The organism is Pseudonocardia sp. OZ21 (assembly GCF_059359135.1).
Genome location: NZ_JCADBN010000005.1, coordinates 387312 through 406235 on the forward strand (window position 1 = coordinate 387312; position 18924 = coordinate 406235).

The 18924-nt window shown below is 72.7% G+C and carries 17 protein-coding genes; 7 read left to right on the top strand and 10 right to left on the bottom strand.

Features of this window, described 5'->3' with window-relative positions; genetic code table 11:
• Positions 1-61: 61 nt before the first annotated feature.
• The 3 genes from aroA to AC5L35_RS14830 are packed head-to-tail and all read left to right on the top strand — an operon-like array spanning position 62 to position 2900.
• On the top strand, positions 62-1372 hold the full coding sequence (aroA, locus tag AC5L35_RS14820; RefSeq protein ID WP_495060194.1) for a 3-phosphoshikimate 1-carboxyvinyltransferase: 1311 nt from the start codon (positions 62-64) through the stop codon (positions 1370-1372).
• 28 nt (positions 1373-1400) lie between these two features.
• A complete protein-coding gene (gene rsgA / locus AC5L35_RS14825; protein ID WP_495060195.1) occupies positions 1401-2399 on the top strand; it encodes a ribosome small subunit-dependent GTPase A in 999 nt (332 codons plus the stop codon).
• Positions 2400-2420: 21 nt separating this feature from the next.
• Positions 2421-2900: a DUF1707 SHOCT-like domain-containing protein gene (locus AC5L35_RS14830; RefSeq protein WP_495060196.1), complete on the top strand. Its 480-nt coding sequence runs from the start codon at positions 2421-2423 to the stop codon at positions 2898-2900.
• Between the two features lie 4 nt (positions 2901-2904).
• On the opposite strand, the gene AC5L35_RS14835 is transcribed toward AC5L35_RS14830, so the two are convergent.
• Positions 2905-3411: a DUF6912 family protein gene (locus tag AC5L35_RS14835; protein ID WP_495060394.1), complete on the bottom strand. Its 507-nt coding sequence runs from the start codon at positions 3409-3411 to the stop codon at positions 2905-2907.
• Complete coding sequence (locus AC5L35_RS14840) at positions 3411-4877, bottom strand: WS/DGAT/MGAT family O-acyltransferase (protein WP_495060197.1); 1467 nt, start codon at positions 4875-4877, stop codon at positions 3411-3413. The genes AC5L35_RS14835 and AC5L35_RS14840 overlap by 1 nt, the downstream gene beginning before the upstream one ends.
• Before the next feature lie 31 nt (positions 4878-4908).
• On the opposite strand from AC5L35_RS14840, the gene AC5L35_RS14845 reads away from it, so the two are divergent.
• Genes AC5L35_RS14845 through AC5L35_RS14855 form a run of 3 tightly spaced genes read left to right on the top strand, consistent with a single transcriptional unit; the run spans position 4909 to position 7227 of the window.
• A complete protein-coding gene (locus tag AC5L35_RS14845) occupies positions 4909-5700 on the top strand; it encodes a TrmH family RNA methyltransferase (RefSeq protein WP_495060198.1) in 792 nt (263 codons plus the stop codon).
• A gap of 39 nt (positions 5701-5739) precedes the next feature.
• Positions 5740-6963, top strand: coding sequence for an alpha-hydroxy acid oxidase (locus AC5L35_RS14850; RefSeq protein WP_495060199.1), 1224 nt, complete (start codon positions 5740-5742; stop codon positions 6961-6963).
• A 42-nt stretch (positions 6964-7005) separates the two neighbouring features.
• Positions 7006-7227, top strand: coding sequence for an antitoxin (locus tag AC5L35_RS14855; protein ID WP_495060200.1), 222 nt, complete (start codon positions 7006-7008; stop codon positions 7225-7227).
• Between the two features lie 3 nt (positions 7228-7230).
• Here AC5L35_RS14855 and AC5L35_RS14860 read toward each other — a convergent pair whose 3' ends face one another.
• From AC5L35_RS14860 to AC5L35_RS14870, 3 genes are read right to left on the bottom strand one after another with little or no spacing between them, the layout of a single operon-like run.
• Entirely contained in the window at positions 7231-7611 is a 381-nt protein-coding gene (locus tag AC5L35_RS14860) for an HAD-IA family hydrolase (RefSeq protein WP_495060201.1), read from the bottom strand.
• Between the two features lie 30 nt (positions 7612-7641).
• The gene (locus AC5L35_RS14865) at positions 7642-8691 is read right to left on the bottom strand and encodes an ABC transporter substrate-binding protein (RefSeq protein ID WP_495060202.1); all 1050 of its coding nucleotides are present in this window, start codon (positions 8689-8691) and stop codon (positions 7642-7644) included.
• Positions 8692-8706: 15 nt separating this feature from the next.
• Positions 8707-9168, bottom strand: coding sequence for a MarR family winged helix-turn-helix transcriptional regulator (locus AC5L35_RS14870; RefSeq protein ID WP_495060203.1), 462 nt, complete (start codon positions 9166-9168; stop codon positions 8707-8709).
• 101 nt (positions 9169-9269) lie between these two features.
• On the opposite strand from AC5L35_RS14870, the gene AC5L35_RS14875 reads away from it, so the two are divergent.
• Positions 9270-9755: an Rv3235 family protein gene (locus AC5L35_RS14875; RefSeq protein WP_495060204.1), complete on the top strand. Its 486-nt coding sequence runs from the start codon at positions 9270-9272 to the stop codon at positions 9753-9755.
• Positions 9756-9760: 5 nt separating this feature from the next.
• Here AC5L35_RS14875 and secA read toward each other — a convergent pair whose 3' ends face one another.
• The 5 genes from secA to mtrB all read right to left on the bottom strand — a co-directional run bounded on the left by secA (position 9761) and on the right by mtrB (position 18924).
• Positions 9761-12754, bottom strand: a complete 2994-nt coding sequence (gene secA, locus AC5L35_RS14880; protein WP_495060205.1) for a preprotein translocase subunit SecA — start codon at positions 12752-12754, stop codon at positions 9761-9763.
• A 166-nt stretch (positions 12755-12920) separates the two neighbouring features.
• A complete protein-coding gene (gene hpf, locus AC5L35_RS14885; RefSeq protein WP_495060206.1) occupies positions 12921-13550 on the bottom strand; it encodes a ribosome hibernation-promoting factor, HPF/YfiA family in 630 nt (209 codons plus the stop codon).
• A 244-nt stretch (positions 13551-13794) separates the two neighbouring features.
• The gene (locus AC5L35_RS14890; RefSeq protein WP_495060207.1) at positions 13795-14478 is read right to left on the bottom strand and encodes a ComF family protein; all 684 of its coding nucleotides are present in this window, start codon (positions 14476-14478) and stop codon (positions 13795-13797) included.
• Between the two features lie 991 nt (positions 14479-15469).
• A complete protein-coding gene (locus tag AC5L35_RS14895; protein WP_495060208.1) occupies positions 15470-17206 on the bottom strand; it encodes an LpqB family beta-propeller domain-containing protein in 1737 nt (578 codons plus the stop codon).
• Positions 17203-18924 carry an MtrAB system histidine kinase MtrB gene (gene mtrB / locus AC5L35_RS14900; protein ID WP_495060209.1) on the bottom strand — a complete coding sequence of 574 codons (1722 nt, stop codon included), beginning with the start codon at positions 18922-18924 and terminating at the stop codon, positions 17203-17205. The genes AC5L35_RS14895 and mtrB overlap by 4 nt, the downstream gene beginning before the upstream one ends.

The window sequence follows — 18924 nt, forward strand, 5'->3', positions numbered from 1 at the left end:
ACACCTGCTTCCGGCGGCCTCCTGACCGGCACACGGGCCCGCATGGGGAATCATTGCGGGGGTGACCACCCCATGGCCTGCCCCGCTCGCCACCGGCCCCGTCCGCGGCCGGGTGTCCGTGCCGGGGTCGAAGTCCGTCACCAACCGCGCCCTGCTGCTCGCCGCGCTCTCGGGGGGTGCGGCTTCCGTGACCGGGGCCCCTGCCACCCGCGACACAGCGCTGATGGTCGGCGCCATGCGTGCGCTCGGCGTCCCGGTTGAGGTGGACGGCGAACGGGTCACGTTCGCCCCGCACGACGGCCTGCGCGGCGGCGGGGTGGTGGACTGCGGGCTGGCCGGCACCGTCATGCGCTTCGTGCCGCCCGCGGCAGCGCTGGCCGACGGCCCGGTCCGGTTCGACGGCGACCCGCGCGCCAGGGAGCGCCCCATGGCCACGGTGCTCGACGCGCTGCGCGCACTGGGTGCGCGAGTGGACGGGGACCGGATGCCGTTCACCCTGCACGGCACCGGTGCGGTTCCCGGGGGTGACGTGGTGATCGACGCGTCGGCGTCGTCCCAGTTCGTGTCCGGTCTGCTGCTGTCCGGCGCCCACTACGACAAGGGCGTCACCGTGCACCACGACGGCAAACCGGTGCCGTCGCTGCCGCACATCGAGATGACCGTCGACATGCTGCGCACCGCAGGCGTGGACGTCGACGTCAGCGTCGATGCGCGCTTCGCTGGCGCTACGCACGGCGAGCCCAACACCTGGCGCGTCTCCCCCGGCCGGATCGCCGCCCGGGAGTGGACGGCCGAGCCCGACCTGTCCAACGCCGCGGTGTTCCTCGCCGCCGCCGCGGTCACCGGCGGCGAGGTGACCGTGCTGGGCTGGCCCTCCGACTCCACGCAGCCGGGTGTGGAGATCCTCTCCGTGCTCGCGCAGGCGGGCTGCACCGTCGAGCCGGGGCCGGACGGGATGACCGTGCGCGGCCCGGACGCCCTCAGCGGCGTCGACGTCGACCTGCACGACGCCAGCGAGCTGACGCCGACCGTCGCGGCCGTCGCGGCGCTCGCCACGGGTCCCTCCCGGATCCGCGGCGTCGCCCACATCCGGGGGCACGAGACCGACCGGCTGGCGGCACTCGCCACCGAGATCGGCGCGCTCGGCGGCGACGTCACCGAGACCCCGGACGGGCTCGAGATCCGGCCGGCGCCGCTCACCGCCCCGGCCGACCGGCTCTGGGGCGCCTACGCCGACCACCGGATGGCCACCGCCGGAGCGCTGATCGGGCTGCTCGTGCCGTCGGTCTCGGTGGACGACGTCGGCTGCACCGACAAGACCATCCCCGACTTCCCGGCACGCTGGGCCGCGCTCCTCGAGACGGCCCGGTGACCCCGGACGAGGCGGGTGTGACGCCGGAGTGAGCCGCCGCGAGTACGACGAGTCCGACGTCCGCGTGCGTCCCGGCAGGCGAGGCTCCCGGCCGCGCACCAAGACCCGTCCCGAGCACGCCGACGCCGCCGAGGCGATGGTCACCACCGTCGACCGCGGGCGCTGGACCTGCGCCCCCGGGGCCGACAGCACCCGGCCTGCCGTCACCGCGATGCGGGCCCGCGAGCTCGGCCGCACCCCGATCGTCGTGGGCGACCGGGTGGGGCTCGTCGGCGACCTGTCGGGCGCGACCGACACGATCGCCCGCATCGTGCGGGTCGAGGAACGCCGCACGCTGCTGCGCCGCACCGCCGACGACGACGACCCCTTCGAACGGGTGATCGTCGCCAACGCGGAGCAGCTCGTCATCGTCACCGCTGTGGCGGACCCGGAGCCGCGCACCGGGTTCGTGGACCGCTGCCTGGTGGCCGCCTACGCGGGCGGCCTCACTCCGGTGCTCTGCCTGACCAAGGCCGACCTCGGCGACCCCGAGGTCTTCGCCGCGCAGTACCGCGAGCTCGACCTGACCGTGCTCGTGACCCGCCGCGACCAGGAACCGACCGAGCTCGCCGGCGTACTCGCCGGCAAGGTGTCAGCGCTCGTCGGGCACTCGGGCGTGGGCAAGTCGACGCTGGTCAACGCCCTCGTCCCGGACGCCGCGCGAGCCGTCGGGATCGTGTCGGCCGTCGGCAAGGGGCGCCACACCACCGTCGCAGCACTCGCCCTCCCACTGCCGGAGGAGCGCGGCGGTGGCTGGGTCGTCGACACGCCGGGCGTCCGGTCCTTCGGACTCGCCCACGTCACCCCCGACGACGTACTGGCCGCGTTCGACGATCTCGCGGCAGCGATCGATGACTGCCCGCGCGGCTGCGGACACTTCGGGCCCCCCGCCGATCCGGAGTGCGCACTGGACGCCCTCGCGGAGAAGGGACTGCTGTCGCCCGGACGGCTCGACGCACTGCGCCGGGTCCTTGTCGCCCTACGTTGACGGGTTTGGCACTCTCTGCGTATGACGTCCGGGGAAGAATCCTCGCCCCTGCGGATCGGCACTGCTGAACGCACCGCGGCAATGAAGGCACTTGACGAGCACCTGTCGGAAGGCCGGCTCGGTGTGGAGGAGTACGCCGACCGGACGGCGAGGGCGTCGGCCGCCGTCGTCGCCTCCGAGATCGCCGAGCTGTTCACCGACCTGCCGGAGCCTCACCCACAGCTCCCGGGCACGGCCGCCCAGCCCCCGTTGACCGCGCCTCTCCCCGTCGCCCCGGCCGCGGGTGAGGTGGCGCCGGTGAAGGGCGGTTTCCTCGACGGCTGGGGCCCCCGGCTCGTCATGATCACCCCGGTCGTAGCGGTGGCGCTGTTCCTCATCACCAAGCAGTGGTACTTCTTCCTGCTCATTCCGGTGATGGGTGCGCTGGTCTACCGCGGCGGGCTCGGGGGCTCCGACGAGGGGCGCGCCCAGCGCCGCCGCGACCGCCGCGACCGCCGCTGACCCGTCAGCCCAGCTCCACCAGGAACGCCACCTCGGACGGGTCGTACCAGGCCAGCTCGTGGTCCTCGGCCTCGCCGACGAGGAACTCCGCGTCGAGGTCGCCCATGTCGGCAGCGTCGACGGCACCGGCGCCCTGACGCACGGCGTACTCGGCCTCGTCGGTGTCGACGTGCACCGCGGCGATGGACTCGAACGGCACCCCGCCGGCGATCCGGACGGCTCCGTCGTCGAGGTCGGGCCGCAGCGTGACGTTCTCGAGGTCGGCGGCGATGACCACGCGCCGAGCGGGAGTGGAGTCCTCGCCCAGCCCGAACTCCACCGAGAGGAGCCGCAGCGATGCTCTGGCGGCCTCGGTGAGCGCGGCGTACTCGAGCTCCTCCTCCTCACCGCTGGTGTAGGACTCACGCAGCTTGGGGGTGAGCGCGAACGCCGTGCCGCCGATCGGGTCGACGCTGCCGTTCTTCACCAGCGTGCGCAGCATCGGCCAGGTGGCGGGCACGTAGACGCGCATCACGAACCCACCGTGGAGAGGAGCTCGTCGAGCGACTCGTCGACCATTCCGGCGAGGACGTCGAGATCGGACATCGCGTCGCGGTCGCCGTTGAAGCCGTAGTAGACGCCGCCGTCGTAGGAGGTGAGCCCGATCGCGAGCGCCTGGCCCTTGGCCAGCGGCACCACCGGGAACATCTCGAGCATTCGGGCACCTGCGGCGTACAGCGGGAACTGTGGTCCCGGCACGTTCGTCACCACCAAGTTGAAGATCCGCTTCGAGAACCCGCTCGCGGCGCGCGCTCCCAGGGCGTGCAGCGTAGGCGGGGCGAACCCACCGATTCGGACCAGGGTGTCCGCACCCACCGACTGGCCGGTCGAGGTGTGCTCGCGCATCGCGTGCGTGACGTGGTGCAGCCGCACCACCGGACTCGGCTCACCGACCGGCAGGTCCACGATGAACGAGGAGACGCGGTTGCCGAGCGACCCGGCCGTGGCGGAGCTGGGGACGTCCGCCTCGCCACGCACGGACAGCGGCACCATCGCCCGCAACGACGACGACGACGTGACCGGTTCGCCGCGGGAGAGCAGCCAGTTGCGCAGGGCACCGGAGACGACGCTGAGCACCACGTCGTTGACGGTGCACCCGTGGGCGGCCCGCACCTTCCGGTAGGCGTCCAGCCGGGTGCGCGCCACCGCGAACCGCCGCTGCGTGGAGATGTCGACGTTGAGCGGCGTGCCCGGGGCGCGACGGCTCGCGACCCGCGCCATCGAGAACAGGTTGCCCGCCGTCCCGGCGATCTTGCCGACGGTGGCCAGCGCGTCGCCTGCCGCCGCCCGCACGTTGTCGGCGATCTCGCCGGGCCGGGCCACCGCCTCGGCCACGGCTCCGAGGATGAGCTGGGTGTCGGTCGGCTCCGGCCGGGGCATCCACAGCTCCTCCAGCACCGCACGCGGCGCGGGGCCGTTGCGGGGACGCGGGGACTCCGCGGTGCCGGGAGGCGCGACGTCGAGGATCACCTGGCCGATGTCGAAGGCGCTGACCCCGTCGACCATGGCCTGGTGGGTCTTGGTGAGGACGGCCGTGCGCCCCCGCGCCAGCCCTTCCACCAGGTACATCTCCCACAGCGGACGCGTGTGGTCGAGCGGGCGCGACATCAGCCGGGCAACGAGCTCGGTGAGCTGCTCGTCGGAGCCCGGTTTGGGCAGCGCCGAACGCCGCACGTGGTAGGCGATGTCGAAGTCGGGGTCGTCCACCCACACGGGCCGGGCGAGGTTGCCGGGGACGTAGCGCACCTTCTGCCGGTAGCGCGGCACCAGCGCGATCCGCTGCTCGATCAGCTGGACGAGCCGGTCGTAGTCGAACCCGCCGGACGGGCCGGGCGGCCGCGGCCTCCGGAAGATCGACACTCCGCCCACGTGCATGGGGGTGGTCGGCTGCTCCAGATACAGGAACGAGGCGTCGAGTGCGGAGAGCCGGGGCGGCATGCCCGAGATACTAAGTGGCACGCTGACACCCGTGCGGAGCGCGAGTGGGGAGCGCGGTGGCCCGGAGCCGGGAGCCCGTTCACCCAAGGACACCTTCATCACCGTCTACGGGCGCAAGCCGGTGCTGGAGGCACTGCAGGACGGCCGGCTGAAGGTGGACAAGGTCATACTGGCGGACGGGTTGCGGGGCGAGCCGGTGCGCGCGATCACCGCGGCCGCCCGCGAACGTGACGTGCCGGTGCAGTGGGCGTCGGCGCACCGGGTGAAGGTGCTCGCCGGCAACGGGCGGCACGACCAGGGGGTGCTGGCCGACGTCGTCGCGCCCCGGATGGCGCCGGTCGCCGAGTTCGTGGCTGCGCTCGCCCCCGGCGCGCCTGCGTCGGTGCTCGTGCTCGACCGGCTGACCAACCCCGCCAACGTCGGGATGATCCTGCGCAGCTCCACCGCGGCAGGCCTCGACGGGGTCCTGCTCCCCCGCCGCGGGGTGCCTGCGATCGACCCGTTGGTCGTGAAGGCATCGGCAGGCGTCGCGTTCCGGGCCCCCGTGCTGCGGGCGGGCACCGTGGAGGAGGGCTGCGCCGAGCTGGCCGCCGCCGGCTTCACCCTCTACGGCCTCGACGCGGGCGGCGCGTCGCTGCTCGACGCCGAGCTACCGGCCCGCGTCGCACTCGTGCTGGGCAACGAGACCGACGGGCTGTCGGAGTCGGTGCGCTCACTCGTCGACGGTCTGCTGGCGATCCCCATGCACGGTGGCGTCGAGTCGCTCGGGGTGGCCAGTGCGGGCGCCGTCGCTGCGTTCGAGCTCGCCCGCCGGGCTCGCTGAGACGCAGCGCCGTCCCCGAGGGGGATCTACGCTCACCTGATGGTGCAGCGCAGGGTTCCCCGCCCCTCCGAGCTCCGCCCGCTGCTGCGGCCGGCCCCGTTCGTGCGTGACGCCGCGGAGCGCAGGCTGCTGCGAGCCGCGAGCATCGAGGACCTGCGGGTGATCGCCCGGCGCCGCACGCCGCGAGCCGTGTTCGACTACACCGACGGCGCCGCCGACGGTGAGCTGTCGCTGCACCGGGCCCACCAGGCGTACGCCCGCGTCGAGTTCACGCCCACGGTGCTGCGCGACGTCTCCACCGTCGACACCGGCCGCGACATCCTGGGGAAGCGATCGAACCTGCCGTTCGCCTTCGCGCCCACCGGCTTCACGCGGATGATGCACCACGAGGGCGAGAACGCGGTGGCGGCGGTGGCCCAGAAGGTGGGCATCCCCTACGCGCTGTCGACGATGGGCACCACCACCATCGAGGAGATGGCGGCCGCCGCACCGGACGCCCGCAAGTGGTTCCAGCTCTACCTGTGGCGCGACCGCGCACCGGCGAAGGACCTCGTGCAGCGCGCCGCCGAGGCCGGCTACGACACGCTGATCCTCACCGTCGACACTCCGGTGGGCGGGGCCAGGCTCCGCGACGTGCGCAACGGCCTCACCGTGCCGCCCGCCCTGTCGCTGAAGACCTTCGTGGACGGCGCGCGCCACCCGCACTGGTGGTTGAACCTGCTCACCACCGAGCCACTGGTGTTCGCCAACCTGTCCTCCTCCGAGGGCAGCAACGTCGCCGACTTCATCGGCCGCATCTTCGACCCCGCCCTGACCATGGACGACGTCGACTGGCTGCGCAGCACCTGGCAGGGAAAGCTCGTGGTCAAGGGGATCCAGAGCGTCGAGGACGCCCGCCGCGTGGTCGACGCAGGGGTCGACGCTGTGCTCCTGTCCAACCACGGCGGCCGCCAGCTCGACCGGGCCCCCGTACCGCTGGAGCTGGTGGAGCCCACCGTCCAGGCCGTCGGCGACCGTGCGGAGGTGCTCGTCGACACCGGCATCACCCATGGCGCCGACGTGCTGGCGGCGATCGCGCTCGGTGCGCGGGCCGCGCTCGTCGGGCGCGCCTACCTCTACGGACTCATGGCGGGCGGGCGCCTCGGGGTGGAGAAGGCGGTCACCATCCTGGCCGGCGAGATCGTCAGGACCCTGCAGCTCATGGGCGTCACCAGCGTGGACGAACTGCGCCCCCATCACGTCCGCCTTCGCCCGAACGGGTGAGCTCGGTCAGCGGAACCGCCGCGACAGGACGAGGGTGCAGTGATGGGTTTCATGGACAAGGCCAAGGATCTGCTGAACAAGCACGACGACAAGGTCGACCAGGGCCTCGACAAGGCGGGTGAGACCGCCAAGGGCCGGGTCGCGGGCCACGACAGCCAGATCGACCAGGGCGTCGACCAGGTCCAGCAGAGGACGGGCGCAGGCGACACCACCCGCGACCACGCCCCGGACGAGGCGCCGCCCGGCACACCGCCGCAGCGGTAGCCGTCAGGCGGGAGGCAGATCGAGCAGGATCTCGATCTCGGCGGCCGTGGTGGCGGCGTCGCGGTGGTGCACCACCACCGCGCCCGCTGACCGCGCGCCGCGGATGTTGCGAATCTGGTCGTCCACCACCACGCACTGCCCGATCGGCAGCCCGAGAAGTTCCGCGGCCCGGCGGAAGACCTCCGGGTCGGGCTTGCGCACGCCGAGCGCCGGGCCGAGCACCACCGCGTCGAAGAGCACGGAGCACTCGCCGGGCACCTCGTGGGCGTCGGACACCAGAGCGGTGGCCACACCCGCCGCCCGCGCCCGCTCCACCAGCGCGCTCAGCTCCGGCCCGTCGGTGAGCACTCCGGCGTAGTCCATCAGCAGCCCGCGCAGCGCCACCGCCGGGACGCTACCGGCCAAGCGGCGCGGTCACGGAGTGGCGAGGATCTTCTGGAGATCGTCGAGAACGATCATCGCGCCGATCGGCCCGAGGCCCAGGAACCAGACCTCGTCGTCGACGGGGCGCACGTGGCCGGCCTGCACCGCGCCGAGGCGGCTCCAGAGCCCCCCGTTGACCACGGAGTTCTGGTCGGTGGACTCCGGTGCCCCGTAGCTCGAGTAGAAGATCCAGTCGCCGTCGGCGCGGTTGATGGTCTCCGTGGAGACCTCCTGCGCCAGCTCGTCGAAGTCCTGGCCCGGTGCGCGGGGCAGCCCCACGTCCTTGAGGATGACGCCGATGAACGACAGGTTCCCGTAGAGCCGGATCCGGCCGGGCATGAAGCGCACCAGCGAGATCGCGGGCGCGCCGCCCGACAGCGACGCCTTCACCGCGTCGGCCCGCTTCTGGTAGTCGTTGAGGACCTCGGTGGCCTTGGCCTCCTCGCCCAGCGAGGCTGCGACCAGCAGGAAGTCCTCCTTCCACGGGAATCCGGGCCGGATGCTGAGCACGGTGGGCGCGATGGCGCTCAACGGCTCGTAGAGCTGGTCGACGCGGAGCTTGCTGCCGAGGATCAGGTCCGGGTGCAGCGCCGCGACGGCTTCGAGGTCGAGGTTGTTGGTGTCCCCGACCCTGGTCACGCCCGCGATCTTGTCGGCGAGGTAGGACGGCGGCTGCCCGTTGGGGTTCGCCATCCCGACCGGCGTGATGCCGAGCGACAGGACGGCGTCGAGCTCGCCGCTGTCGAGCACGACCACGCGCGTGGGCTTCGCCTCCAGCCGGACGGTGCCGCGGGCGTGGGTGATCGTGCGGGGGAAGACGCCCGGCCCGACGTCGGCGCCCAGCTTCGCGGTCTCCGCGTCGGCCGTGGAGAAGAGCCTGCCGCCGGTGGCCACCTCCTTGTCGCCGGTGCCGCTCCCCGCATCCGGCTGCTGCGCGGCGCAGCCCGTGGCCAGCACCGCCGCCAGCGCGAGGGCGAGGCCCCAGCACGTCCACCTGCCCGACGACCGGCGCGACGGCCGGTCCACCCACCCAGAACTCATGAGGTAACCCTAACCTCACAAGATCTCGGACTCGGCATCGGCAGTCGCCGCGAGCACCGCCAGCAGGTACCGGCGGACGATCTCGGCGTCCTCCGGCGCCGGATCCGGCAACGCGGCCCGCAGTCTCCGCACCACGTCGTCGTGGGCGGCAGCCAGGCGTTCACGGCCCTGCGGCGTGATCCGCAGCCGCACCACCCGTCGATCGTCCCGGTCGCGCTCGCGGAGCAGCTCACCCGCGGCTTCCAGGGCGTCCACCACCGGGGTCAGCGTGGCCGGAGCGACGCCGAGGCGCCCGGAGAGCTCCCGATGGGAGACAGCCTCCGTGTCCGCCAGCACTCCGAGCACGCCCAGCGCGGTCACCGTCAGCCCGTGCGCGGCGATCGTGCGGCGGGAGCAGCGACCCACCGCCTGGCCCGCCCGCGACAGCAGGCGGTGCAACGGCATCCGCTGCGGGTCGGACTCGAAGAAGCCGGGCACCGGCACACCGTACGGATCATGACCATCAGGGTCCGTACTGTTCGCCGCCTGATCACTCCAACGGACCTCGCGGGGCCCGTCGGAGCACCCACCCTCGACGCGTGACCACCACGCTGGCCGCGACACCGCCACCCGCCACGGGCACCGCCACCCGGCCACGGCTGCGGCGGATGACCTACGAGCCCGGCCCCGGAGCGGCCGGCGCCGTCACCGCGATGCCGCTGCCCCGGCCACCCGCTCCCGTCGTCGCCGCCGCCACGCCTGCCGACCTCGCCCACGCACACCGCGGCACGGGGCGGATCCTCCGGCTCGCGCTGGAAGTGCTCGACGGCCGCAGACCCCCGGCGCAGCTGACGAGCCACATGACCGCACCCGTGCTGCGCTACTGGCGGGCCGCCACCCTGCAGCGCACCGTGCGGTCTCCGGCCCGCTTCACCCGGATGCGGCTGTGCCTGCCGCAGCCCGGGATCGCCGAAGTGGCGGTGGCGTGCGCCATGGACGGCCGCGTGCGCGCCATCGCGGCGCGGTTCGAACGCACCGACGACCCCGGCACGGGCTGGCGGTGCACCGCGCTACGGCTGGGCTAGGGCCCTCAGGGCCGGGCCGCCGTGGGCGAGCCGTGGCACTGCTTGTACTTGCGACCCGAACCGCAGGGGCACGGCCGGTTGCGCGACGGCTCCGTGGCACCCGCCACCGTGGCCTCGCCCCGGCTGCCGTCCCGGGCCGCCGCCCCGTTGCCGGAGCGCGTCCGCGTGGCGCTCCCGTCCTCCGCGGGCCCGCTGTACCGCAGGTCCGTCGGACGGGAACCGCGGAACGCGGGCGGCAGCACGCTCGAGGCAGCCGGTTCCACGGCAGCGTGCCGACCGGTGGAGGTGGGCGCCGCGGTCTGCCGCTGGGGCGCCTGCTGCGCCGGAGCGGCCTGCCGCACCGGCACCTGCTGCACCTGGGCAGCCTGCCTCGGCGCGGCGGCCTGCGGCGCCGGGGCCTGTTGCACCGGTGCCGGTGCCGCGGGCTGGGCCGCGGCGGCGGGCTGCTGCTCCGGGGCGGGCTGGGGGGCCTGCACCTGCGCGTTGAAGAGGTAGGAGACCGTCTCCTCCTTGATGCCCTCGAGCATCGCGGAGAACATGTCGAACCCCTCGCGCTGGTACTCGATGAGCGGATCGCGCTGGGCCATCGCCCGGAGCCCGATGCCGTCCTTCAGGTAGTCCATCTCGTACAGGTGCTCGCGCCACTTGCGGTCGATCACCGTGAGCAGGACCTGCCGCTCCAGCTCCCGCATGCCGCCGAGCTGGGTGATGAGCTGGTCGACCTCGGACTCCCGCCGGGCGTAGGCGTCGCGCGCGTCGGCCAGAACGGCCTCCGTGAGCGCCTCCTTCGTCAGGTCGCCGGGGTCGGACAGCCCGCGGTCGTCCTCACCGTCGGTGAGGGCCTCCCAGCGGATGCCGACGGTGTAGAGCGAGCGCAGCGCCGTCCACAGCTTCTCGAGGTCCCAGTCCTCCGCGTAGCCCTCGGCGGTGGCACCGTCGATGTACGCCGTGACGACGTCCTCGAGCATGTGCTCGATCTGCTCCTTGATGTCCTCGCCCGCGAGGACCCGGCGACGCTCGTCGTAGATGACGGTGCGCTGCTTGTTGAGCACCTCGTCGTACTTCAGGACGTTCTTGCGGATCTCGAAGTTCTGCTGCTCGACCTGCGTCTGGGCGCTGCGGATGGCCTTCGTGACCATGCCCGCCTCGATCGGCACGTCGTCCGGCAGGTTGAACCGGTTCATGATCGACTCGACGAGCTGCCCGTTGAACCGGCGCATCAGCTCGTCACCGAGCGACAGGTAGAAGCGCGACTCGCCCTGGTCACCCTGACGGCCGGAGCGGCCGCGCAGCTGGTTGTCGATGCGCCTCGACTCGTGGCGCTCGGTGCCCAGCACGTACAGGCCGCCTGCCGTCTTGACCTCCTCGGCCTCGGCGGCGACCTGGTCCTTCATCCCCGCGACGATGCCGTCCCAGGCGGCCTCGTACTCCTCGCGCGTGTCCACCGGGTCGAGCCCGCGGCCGCGCAGGTCCAGGTCGGCGAGGAACTCGGGGTTGCCGCCCAGCACGATGTCGGTGCCGCGGCCCGCCATGTTGGTGGCCACGGTGACCGCACCGGCCTGCCCGGCCTGGGCGATGATCGCCGCCTCGCGCTCGTGGTGCTTCGCGTTGAGCACCTCGTGCGGCACCTGGAGTCCGACGAGCAGCTTCGAGAGGTACTCCGACTTCTCGACGCTCGTGGTGCCGACGAGCACCGGCTGGCCCGCGCGGTGCTTCTCGGCGATGTCAGCGGCCACCGCCGCGAACTTCGCCTCCTCGGTCTTGTAGATCAGGTCGGGCTGGTCCTTGCGGATCATCGGCCGGTTGGTGGGGATCGGCACCACACCGAGCTTGTAGATCTGGTGCAGCTCGGCCGCCTCCGTCTGGGCGGTACCGGTCATCCCGGAGAGCGTCTCGTAGAGCCGGAAGTAGTTCTGCAGGGTGATGGTGGCCAGCGTCTGGTTCTCCGCCTGGACCTCCACCCCCTCCTTGGCCTCGATGGCCTGGTGCATGCCTTCGTTGTAGCGGCGGCCGGCCAGCACGCGACCGGTGAACTCGTCGACGATGAGCACCTGCCCGTCGCGGACGATGTAGTCCTTGTCCTTCTTGAACAGCTCCTTGACCTTCAGAGCGTTGTTCAGGTAACCCACCAGCGGGGTGTTGGCCGCTTCGTAGAGGTTGTCGATGCCGAGCTGGTCCTCCACCAGCGCGACACCTTCCTCCGTGACGCCGACGGTGCGCTTGCGCTCGTCGACCTCGTAGTGCACGTCGCGCTTGAGCAGCGGCGACATCCGTGCGAACTCCTGGTACCAGCGAGCGCTCTGCTCGGCCGGACCGGAGATGATCAGCGGCGTGCGGGCCTCGTCGATCAGGATGGAGTCGGCCTCGTCGACGATCGCGAAGTTGTGGCCGCGCTGCACCATGTCGGCCGCTTTCCAGGCCATGTTGTCGCGCAGGTAGTCGAAGCCGAACTCGTTGTTGGTGCCGTAGGTGATGTCGGCGGCGTACTGGCCTCGGCGGACCGCGGGCGGCATCTCCGACAGGATCACCCCGACCTCGAGCCCGAGGAACCGGTGGATACGGCCCATGTTCTCGGAGTCGCGTCGGGCCAGGTAGTCGTTGGTGGTGACGACGTGCACGCCGTCGCCGGAGATCGCGTTGAGGTAGGCGGGGAACACCGAGGTGAGAGTCTTGCCCTCACCGGTCTTCATCTCGGCGATGTTGCCGAGGTGGAGGGCGGCGCCACCCATGAGCTGCACGGGGAAGGCCCGCTGCCCGAGCGTGCGCAACGCGCCCTCGCGCACCACCGCGAACGCCTCGAACATGATGTCGTCGAGCGACTCGCCCGCCTGGTAGCGCGACCGGAACTCCTCGGTCTTCGCCCGCAGTTCGGAGTCGGTGAGCGCCTGCACCTCCGGCTCGAGCGCATCGATGCTGTCGGCGTAGCGCGCCAACCGCTTCACCAGCTTCGTCTCACCGGCACGGAGCAGACGGTTCAAGAGCGGCACGGTCGACCTCATTCACCTTCGCGGATCAGTACGCGGGTTCTCCTGTGGCGATCCGCCGTGCCACGGCGAACCACCCGGCCCAGGGTAGCGAAGCTACGGGTGCCTTCATGCACAACGCCGGAGGGGCGGCAAGCGTTCCGGTTGGAACGTCTGCCGCCCCTCCTGGGCGAATGCGTCGCTACCGTGAGAGACGGATCATGCCGTAGTCGTAACCCTTGCGGCGGTAGACGACGCAGGGTTCGCCGCTGTCGGCGTCGGCGAACAGGTAGAAGTCGTGGCCGACGAGCTCCATCCGGGACAGGGCGTCGTCGACGCTCATCGGGTCGGCGGTGTGGACCTTGCTACGGACGATGCGACCGGGGGCCGCCTCGTCGGCGGACAGGTACTCGTTGTGATCGCGGGGACTGGGGACGTCCACTCCGTCCGGCGACATGTCCTCCAGAGCGAGCTCGTCGAGGACGGCGGTGCCGGCACCACGCCCGACCAGAACCCGGGTGCGCTTGCCGTTGACCCTCCGTCGGTCGTGCGACCGGCGCAGCCTCGACTCGAGCTTGGCGACGGCGGCGTCGAGCGCGGCGTAGAAGTCCTGGGCACAGGCTTCAGCTCTGGCCGCGGGGCCGCACCCCCTGCCGGTGATCTCGACCCGCTGGCAGTTCTTGGCCTGGCGGCGGTTCGGCTCGTGGAAGAGCTCGACCTCCATGCCCACGATCTTGTGGTCGTAGCGCTCGAGGCGCGCGAGCTTCTCCGTGACATGAACCCGGAAATGATCCGGGACCTCGACGTTTCGGCCGGTGACAACGATCTCCACGCAGACTTCCCTCGCTTTCGGCGTCGGGTTGACGTTGCGACTGCGCCGGGAATCCATCCCCGGGCGCACGATCGGCAAATCCTCCTGATAGGGGGCCTCGGCGGATGCGGAGCACCGTAACGCGCATCACGGTTCGGCAACAGCCCTGACAGACGAGTGCGGCCAACCTGGGTGAATGCGGTGATCGACATTCACAGGACGCTTCCGGTTCGGTACGCTGCTACGCTCCGTTCACCCGTTCGGTTCACCCGATCGGCGGTGCCCCGCGAGCCTCGGGACGCCTGGTGGCGTCGCACAGAACGAGCGCCACATCGACCCGCACCCCGGCCGACGCGAGCGCGCCACGGCACGCCCGGAGGGTGGCCCCGGTGGTGACCACGTCGTCCACCAGCACCGTTGCCGCACCCGCCGGCGGCAGCGTGGCGGACCGGACGCGCAGCCGTCCGGCGAGGTTCTGCGCGCGCTGCGCCGCGTCGAGTCCTACCGAATCGAGAGCCCCGCCGGCGAGCCGCAGCGGCCGGGCCACCCGCACCTCGGGACGGTCGGCGGCCAGCGCGCGGCAGAGCCGGGCCACATGATCACCACCGCGGGAACGCGCCGCGGCCGGCCGGGACGGCGCAGGCAACAGCCACGTGACCGCCGGGGGCGGCGGCAGGATCTCGTCGAGCGGCCCACCCAGCAGCGCGGCGAGCGGCACCGCGAGATCGCGACGGCCCCGCTCCTTGTAGCGCAGCAGCGCGGTACGGAGCGGGCCGCTGTACCGCCCCACCGCGAGCACGTCCGGCATCCCGGGGACCACGGGCCACGACGGCTCCCCCAGCCCGGCCAGACACCGCGGGCACCACGGGTGCACGGGATCTCCGCACCCCGCACAGTCGCCGGGCAGGACGAGATCCACCAGCGCCGACCCGAACCCCCGAACCCCCACCCCCCGATCATCCGCCCCACCCCCGCCCCCACCCCCCGCCGAACGACGAGTTGTCCACACCCCGTCCCCACCCCGCGAGTCGCCCGAATCGCGCGCGCGAGTCGCCCGTTCCCGGCGCGCGAGTCGCCCATTCCCACCCCGCGAGTCGCCCATTTCCGCCCCGCGAGTCGCCCGGTTCCCGCGCGCGAGTCGCCCCGTTCCCGTGCGCGAGTCGCTCATTCCCGGCGCGGGAGTCGCCCGTTCCCGCGCGCGAGTCGCCCGTTCCGGCCCCGCGAGTCGCCCATTCCTGGCGCGCGAGTCGCCCCCCTTTCCGCGTGCGGGCCGCCCGACCCGCGGTAGGTCGCCAGTCCCGCGCGAGTGGGCCTGGCGCCGCGCGCCCGCCCGGCCCCCGCGAGTCGCCCGGTCAGGCTCCGCGAGTCGCCCGAACCCCGCACGTGAGCCGCTGGTCCGACCCGGCGAGGCGGCCCATGGCCCGTAGCCACCCACGACTCGCCCGTCCCGCGGGCGAGCCAGAGCCGTCCTCGCAGAGGTCACGCCCTCCTCGCAGAGGCCACAGCATCTGCGAGGAGACCAGGCACCCTGCGAGGACGGCCAGGGGGCTCGTGATGCCCGGGGCCTTGCCGTGTCCGGAGTGGTCTCACGTCGGCCGCGCTTCCCCGGTGGACTCCCGATCTTCCCGAAATCTCGTCGGGATCGCGGCGCCACTCGTGACAGAAAGCCGGGAGCAGGCGAAACAGGAACGGTGTGGTCGCGAGATCCGGACCAGACGCTCAGCCATCTGCAATGGCGACCCGGGGGTCTTCGGACGAGCGAACAAACCGGAGAAATCGTGCCGAGCCCGGGATGTAGGCGGGCGACTCACGCACGAGAACGGGGCGACTCGCGGGGCCAGAGCGAGCGACTCGCGGGACCAGAACGGGCGACTCGCGGGACCAGAACGGGCGACTCGCGAGGCCGGGGCGGGCGACTCGCGGGGAGGGGCGGGGCGGGGTCAGCCGGGGTAGAGGGGGACCGCGTCGGGGGCGCCGCCCAGCACCTGCTTCCACGCGGCCTGGTCACCGCCCGCGAAGCTCCAGACCCCGGTCTGGTCGGTGACGAGCATGGGGCGGTTGGCGGCGGCCGCGATGGCGGTGAGCGGGGGCGTGAGGTTGTTGCCGAGCACCTGCTGCACGTTGAGCCCGTCGACCGAGACCTGGCCGACCAGCATCTCGGTGCCGCGCGTGACGGCGACGATCGACTCGGCCGATCGCCAGTCGGCTGCCACGACCTCGCCGAGGTCGTCGGGGCGGAGCCGGTTGATGTTGCGGATGGCGACCTCGCCGTCGATGCTGCGGGCCACCGCGCCGGTGTACAGCGCTCCGCCCACCACCGCCACCACCCGCATGCCGTCGCGGGAGAGGCGCAGGTCGCGGATCGGGCCGAGCGCGGACAGTTGGTCCGCGTTGACCTGGCCGGTCCGCGCAGGCGCCGTGCCGTCCACGAGCACCCTGGCGACGACGGTGCCGTTGAGGACCGTCCAGACCTCGCCGCCGGTCGGCGTCCACGTCGGCCTGGTCATCGTGGTGGCGTCCAGCGCCACCGGCGAGACCGAGCCCTCGGGTCCGCTGCCGACGAGCAGGATGCGGCGGGAGCCCTGCCGGGCGACGGCGGCGAGTCGTCGCCCGTCGCCCGTGGACGCCGCGGACTCCACGTAGTAGGCGCCGTTGCCCACGGGACCGGGGAGCGGCGCGCTGGGCTCCGGTCCGGTGAGCTGCCGGACGCGGCCGCCCGCGACGACGAGGCCGGGCACGTCCGCTCCGGGCTGTACCTCTGCGGACAGGGCCGCGACGTCCTCGCGGGTCAGCTCGGGCCGGCCCGGCAGCAGCGGTTCGCCGTCCACCAGCAGCCGCACCCGGGCCACGTTCACCTCGGCCAGGGTCAGCACCACCTGGGCGGCCATCAGCTGGCGCGCGGGCTCGTCGAGGTCACCGACACCGGTGAGATCGACGATGAGCGCGCCGTCCGGCCCCACGGCCGCGTTCGACCGCAGCTGGGCACCCGGCGGGAACTGCGACACCACCGCACCCAGCAACGCGCCGGAGGGACCGGCGAGCAACAGCTCCAGTGCCCTGGCCGGCTGCGCCTTCGACGGCACGCTGGGCACGTAGCGCGGGTCGGCCACCGCGAGCCTGCGGACCGGGTCGACGAACCACGTGCGCACCTGCTTGTAGTTGTCCCGGAAGATCGACAGCGGGACGACGACGCCCGCCGGCACGTTGGAGATGCGCCACTGACCGTCGCGGCGAACGACGGTGATGTCCTCCTGGAACGTGGCCTGGTCCGGTTCGAAGGCTCCTGCCGACGAGAGCCTGCCGACGGCGGTGCCGCGGATCCGGATCGTGGTGGTGCCCGTGCTGGGATCCTGCGCGCCGGGGGCTGGCACGGTGTCGAACTGGCCGTCGAGGACGGTGACGGTGGCGGCGTCGTCCCATTCCACGGCGTCGGTGGCGAGGAAGCGGCGCGCGGAGCCGTGCTCGGCGGCGCTGCTGCCGGAGGCGAAGACGAAGTCGCGCACGAGATCCAACGGGTTGCTGCCCTCGACGGGACCGGGTGGCGGGTTGCCGACCTCGCCGTCGCCGACCTGCCGCAGGACCTGTACCGGCGAGGTCTCCGGCAGGCTGGCGCAGCCCGCCACCCCCGTGAGGGCCAGTAACAAGGCGAGTGCGGGGAGGAACCGTCGGCGCGTCACGGCGTGCTGGCGTGGTGGTCGGGGACGTCGGCTTCCGACCAGGACGGCACGACCGTGATCGGGCGCCCGCGTGGCGGTGTGGGCACCGACGAGCCGATGCCCTCCACCGGGGCGCCGGGCTCGGGTCCGAGCGGCAACGGGCTGGACTCCACGGGGTCTCCGATGGTGCGCGGCAACGTCAGCCGGAACGCGGCACCCTGACCGATCGCACCCCACGCCTGCAGCCACCCGCCGTGCAGCCGCGCGTCCTCGATGGCGATGGCCAGTCCGAGCCCGCTGCCTCCGCTGCGCCGCGCTCGTGACTCCTCCGCGCGCCAGAACCGGTTGAACACCAGCTCGGCCTCCCCCGGACGCAGTCCGACGCCGTGGTCGCGCACCAGCACGGCGACCACCGACTCGTCGAAGGCCAGCTCGACGTGCACCGGGCGGCCCTCGCCGTGGTCGATCGCGTTGGCCACGAGGTTGCGCACGATCCGCTCCACTCGGCGCGGGTCGACCTCGGCATACGCGCCGGTGGCGAGCTTCAGCTCGAGCGGGGTGCCGCTCTCGTCGGCGAACCCGCGCACGGCCTCGACGGCCCGCGACACGACCCCGTGCATGTCCACGCGCTCGGCGCCCAGGTCGGCCACGCCCGCGTCGAGCCTGCTGATCTCGAGGAGGTCGGCGAGCAACGCCTCGAACCGGTCGAGCTCGGCGACGAGCAGTTCGGAGCTGCGCCGCAGCGCGGGCAGCAGCTGCTCCCGGGAGGCGTAGAGCACGTCGGCCGCCATGCGGACGGTGGTGAGCGGCGTGCGCAGCTCGTGGCTGACGTCGGAGGTGAACCGCCGCTGCAGGGCGCCGAACTCCTCGAGCTGGCGGATCTGGCTCTGGATGCTGCTGGCCATCTCGTTGTACGACTCACCGAGCCGCGCCACGTCGTCCTCGCCGTGCACGGGCATCCGCTCGTCCAGGTGCCCGTCGGCGAACCGTTCGGCGATCTCGGCCGCCTGTCTCACCGGCCGCACGACCTGCCGCGTGACCAGCCCGGCGATGCCGGCGAGCAACAGTAGGAGGACGAGGCCGCCGACGATCAGCGTGCTCTGCACGAGCCCGAGGGTGCGCTGCTCGGCCACCAGCGGGAACAGCAGGTAGAACTCGAGGTCACCGTTGGCGGTGCGCACCGGCTGGCCGACGATGAGCGTCGGGATGTCGACGCCCTGCTCGGTGAGCGTCACGTACTTGCTGGAGAGCGTGCCGGCGGCGACGGCGTCCCGCAGGTCCGGCGGGACGTCCTCGACGGGGCCCGCTCCCACCTCGGGGCCGCTGTCGCCGCGCGGGGTGGTGAGCACCGCCCGGAACTCGCCCGCGCCGGTGGACGACGGTTCGTCGGCGACGCTCGCGTTGGTCAGCCGGTCGAGCGCGTTGTTGAGGTCGCCCTGGGCACCGTCACGGCTCGGGTCGACGCCGGACAGGTCGCGCTCGAGGAGCACGGCACCTGCCTCCGTTCGCGCGAGCGTGTCGGCCTCCTTGCCCTGCAGCACCTGGAGCGCGATCTGGGTCTGCAGGACGAAGCCGAGCACGACGAGGACGGCCGTGGAGAGGGCCAGCGTGCTGATCACGACCCGCAGGTGAAGCGACCGTCGCCATACGGCACCCCACGCCTCCGCCAGCTCCGCCGCGAACTGGCGTGCCTGGGCGGCGGCGCGCCGGGCGCGGTCGGTGAGCGGGGTGGCGGTCAT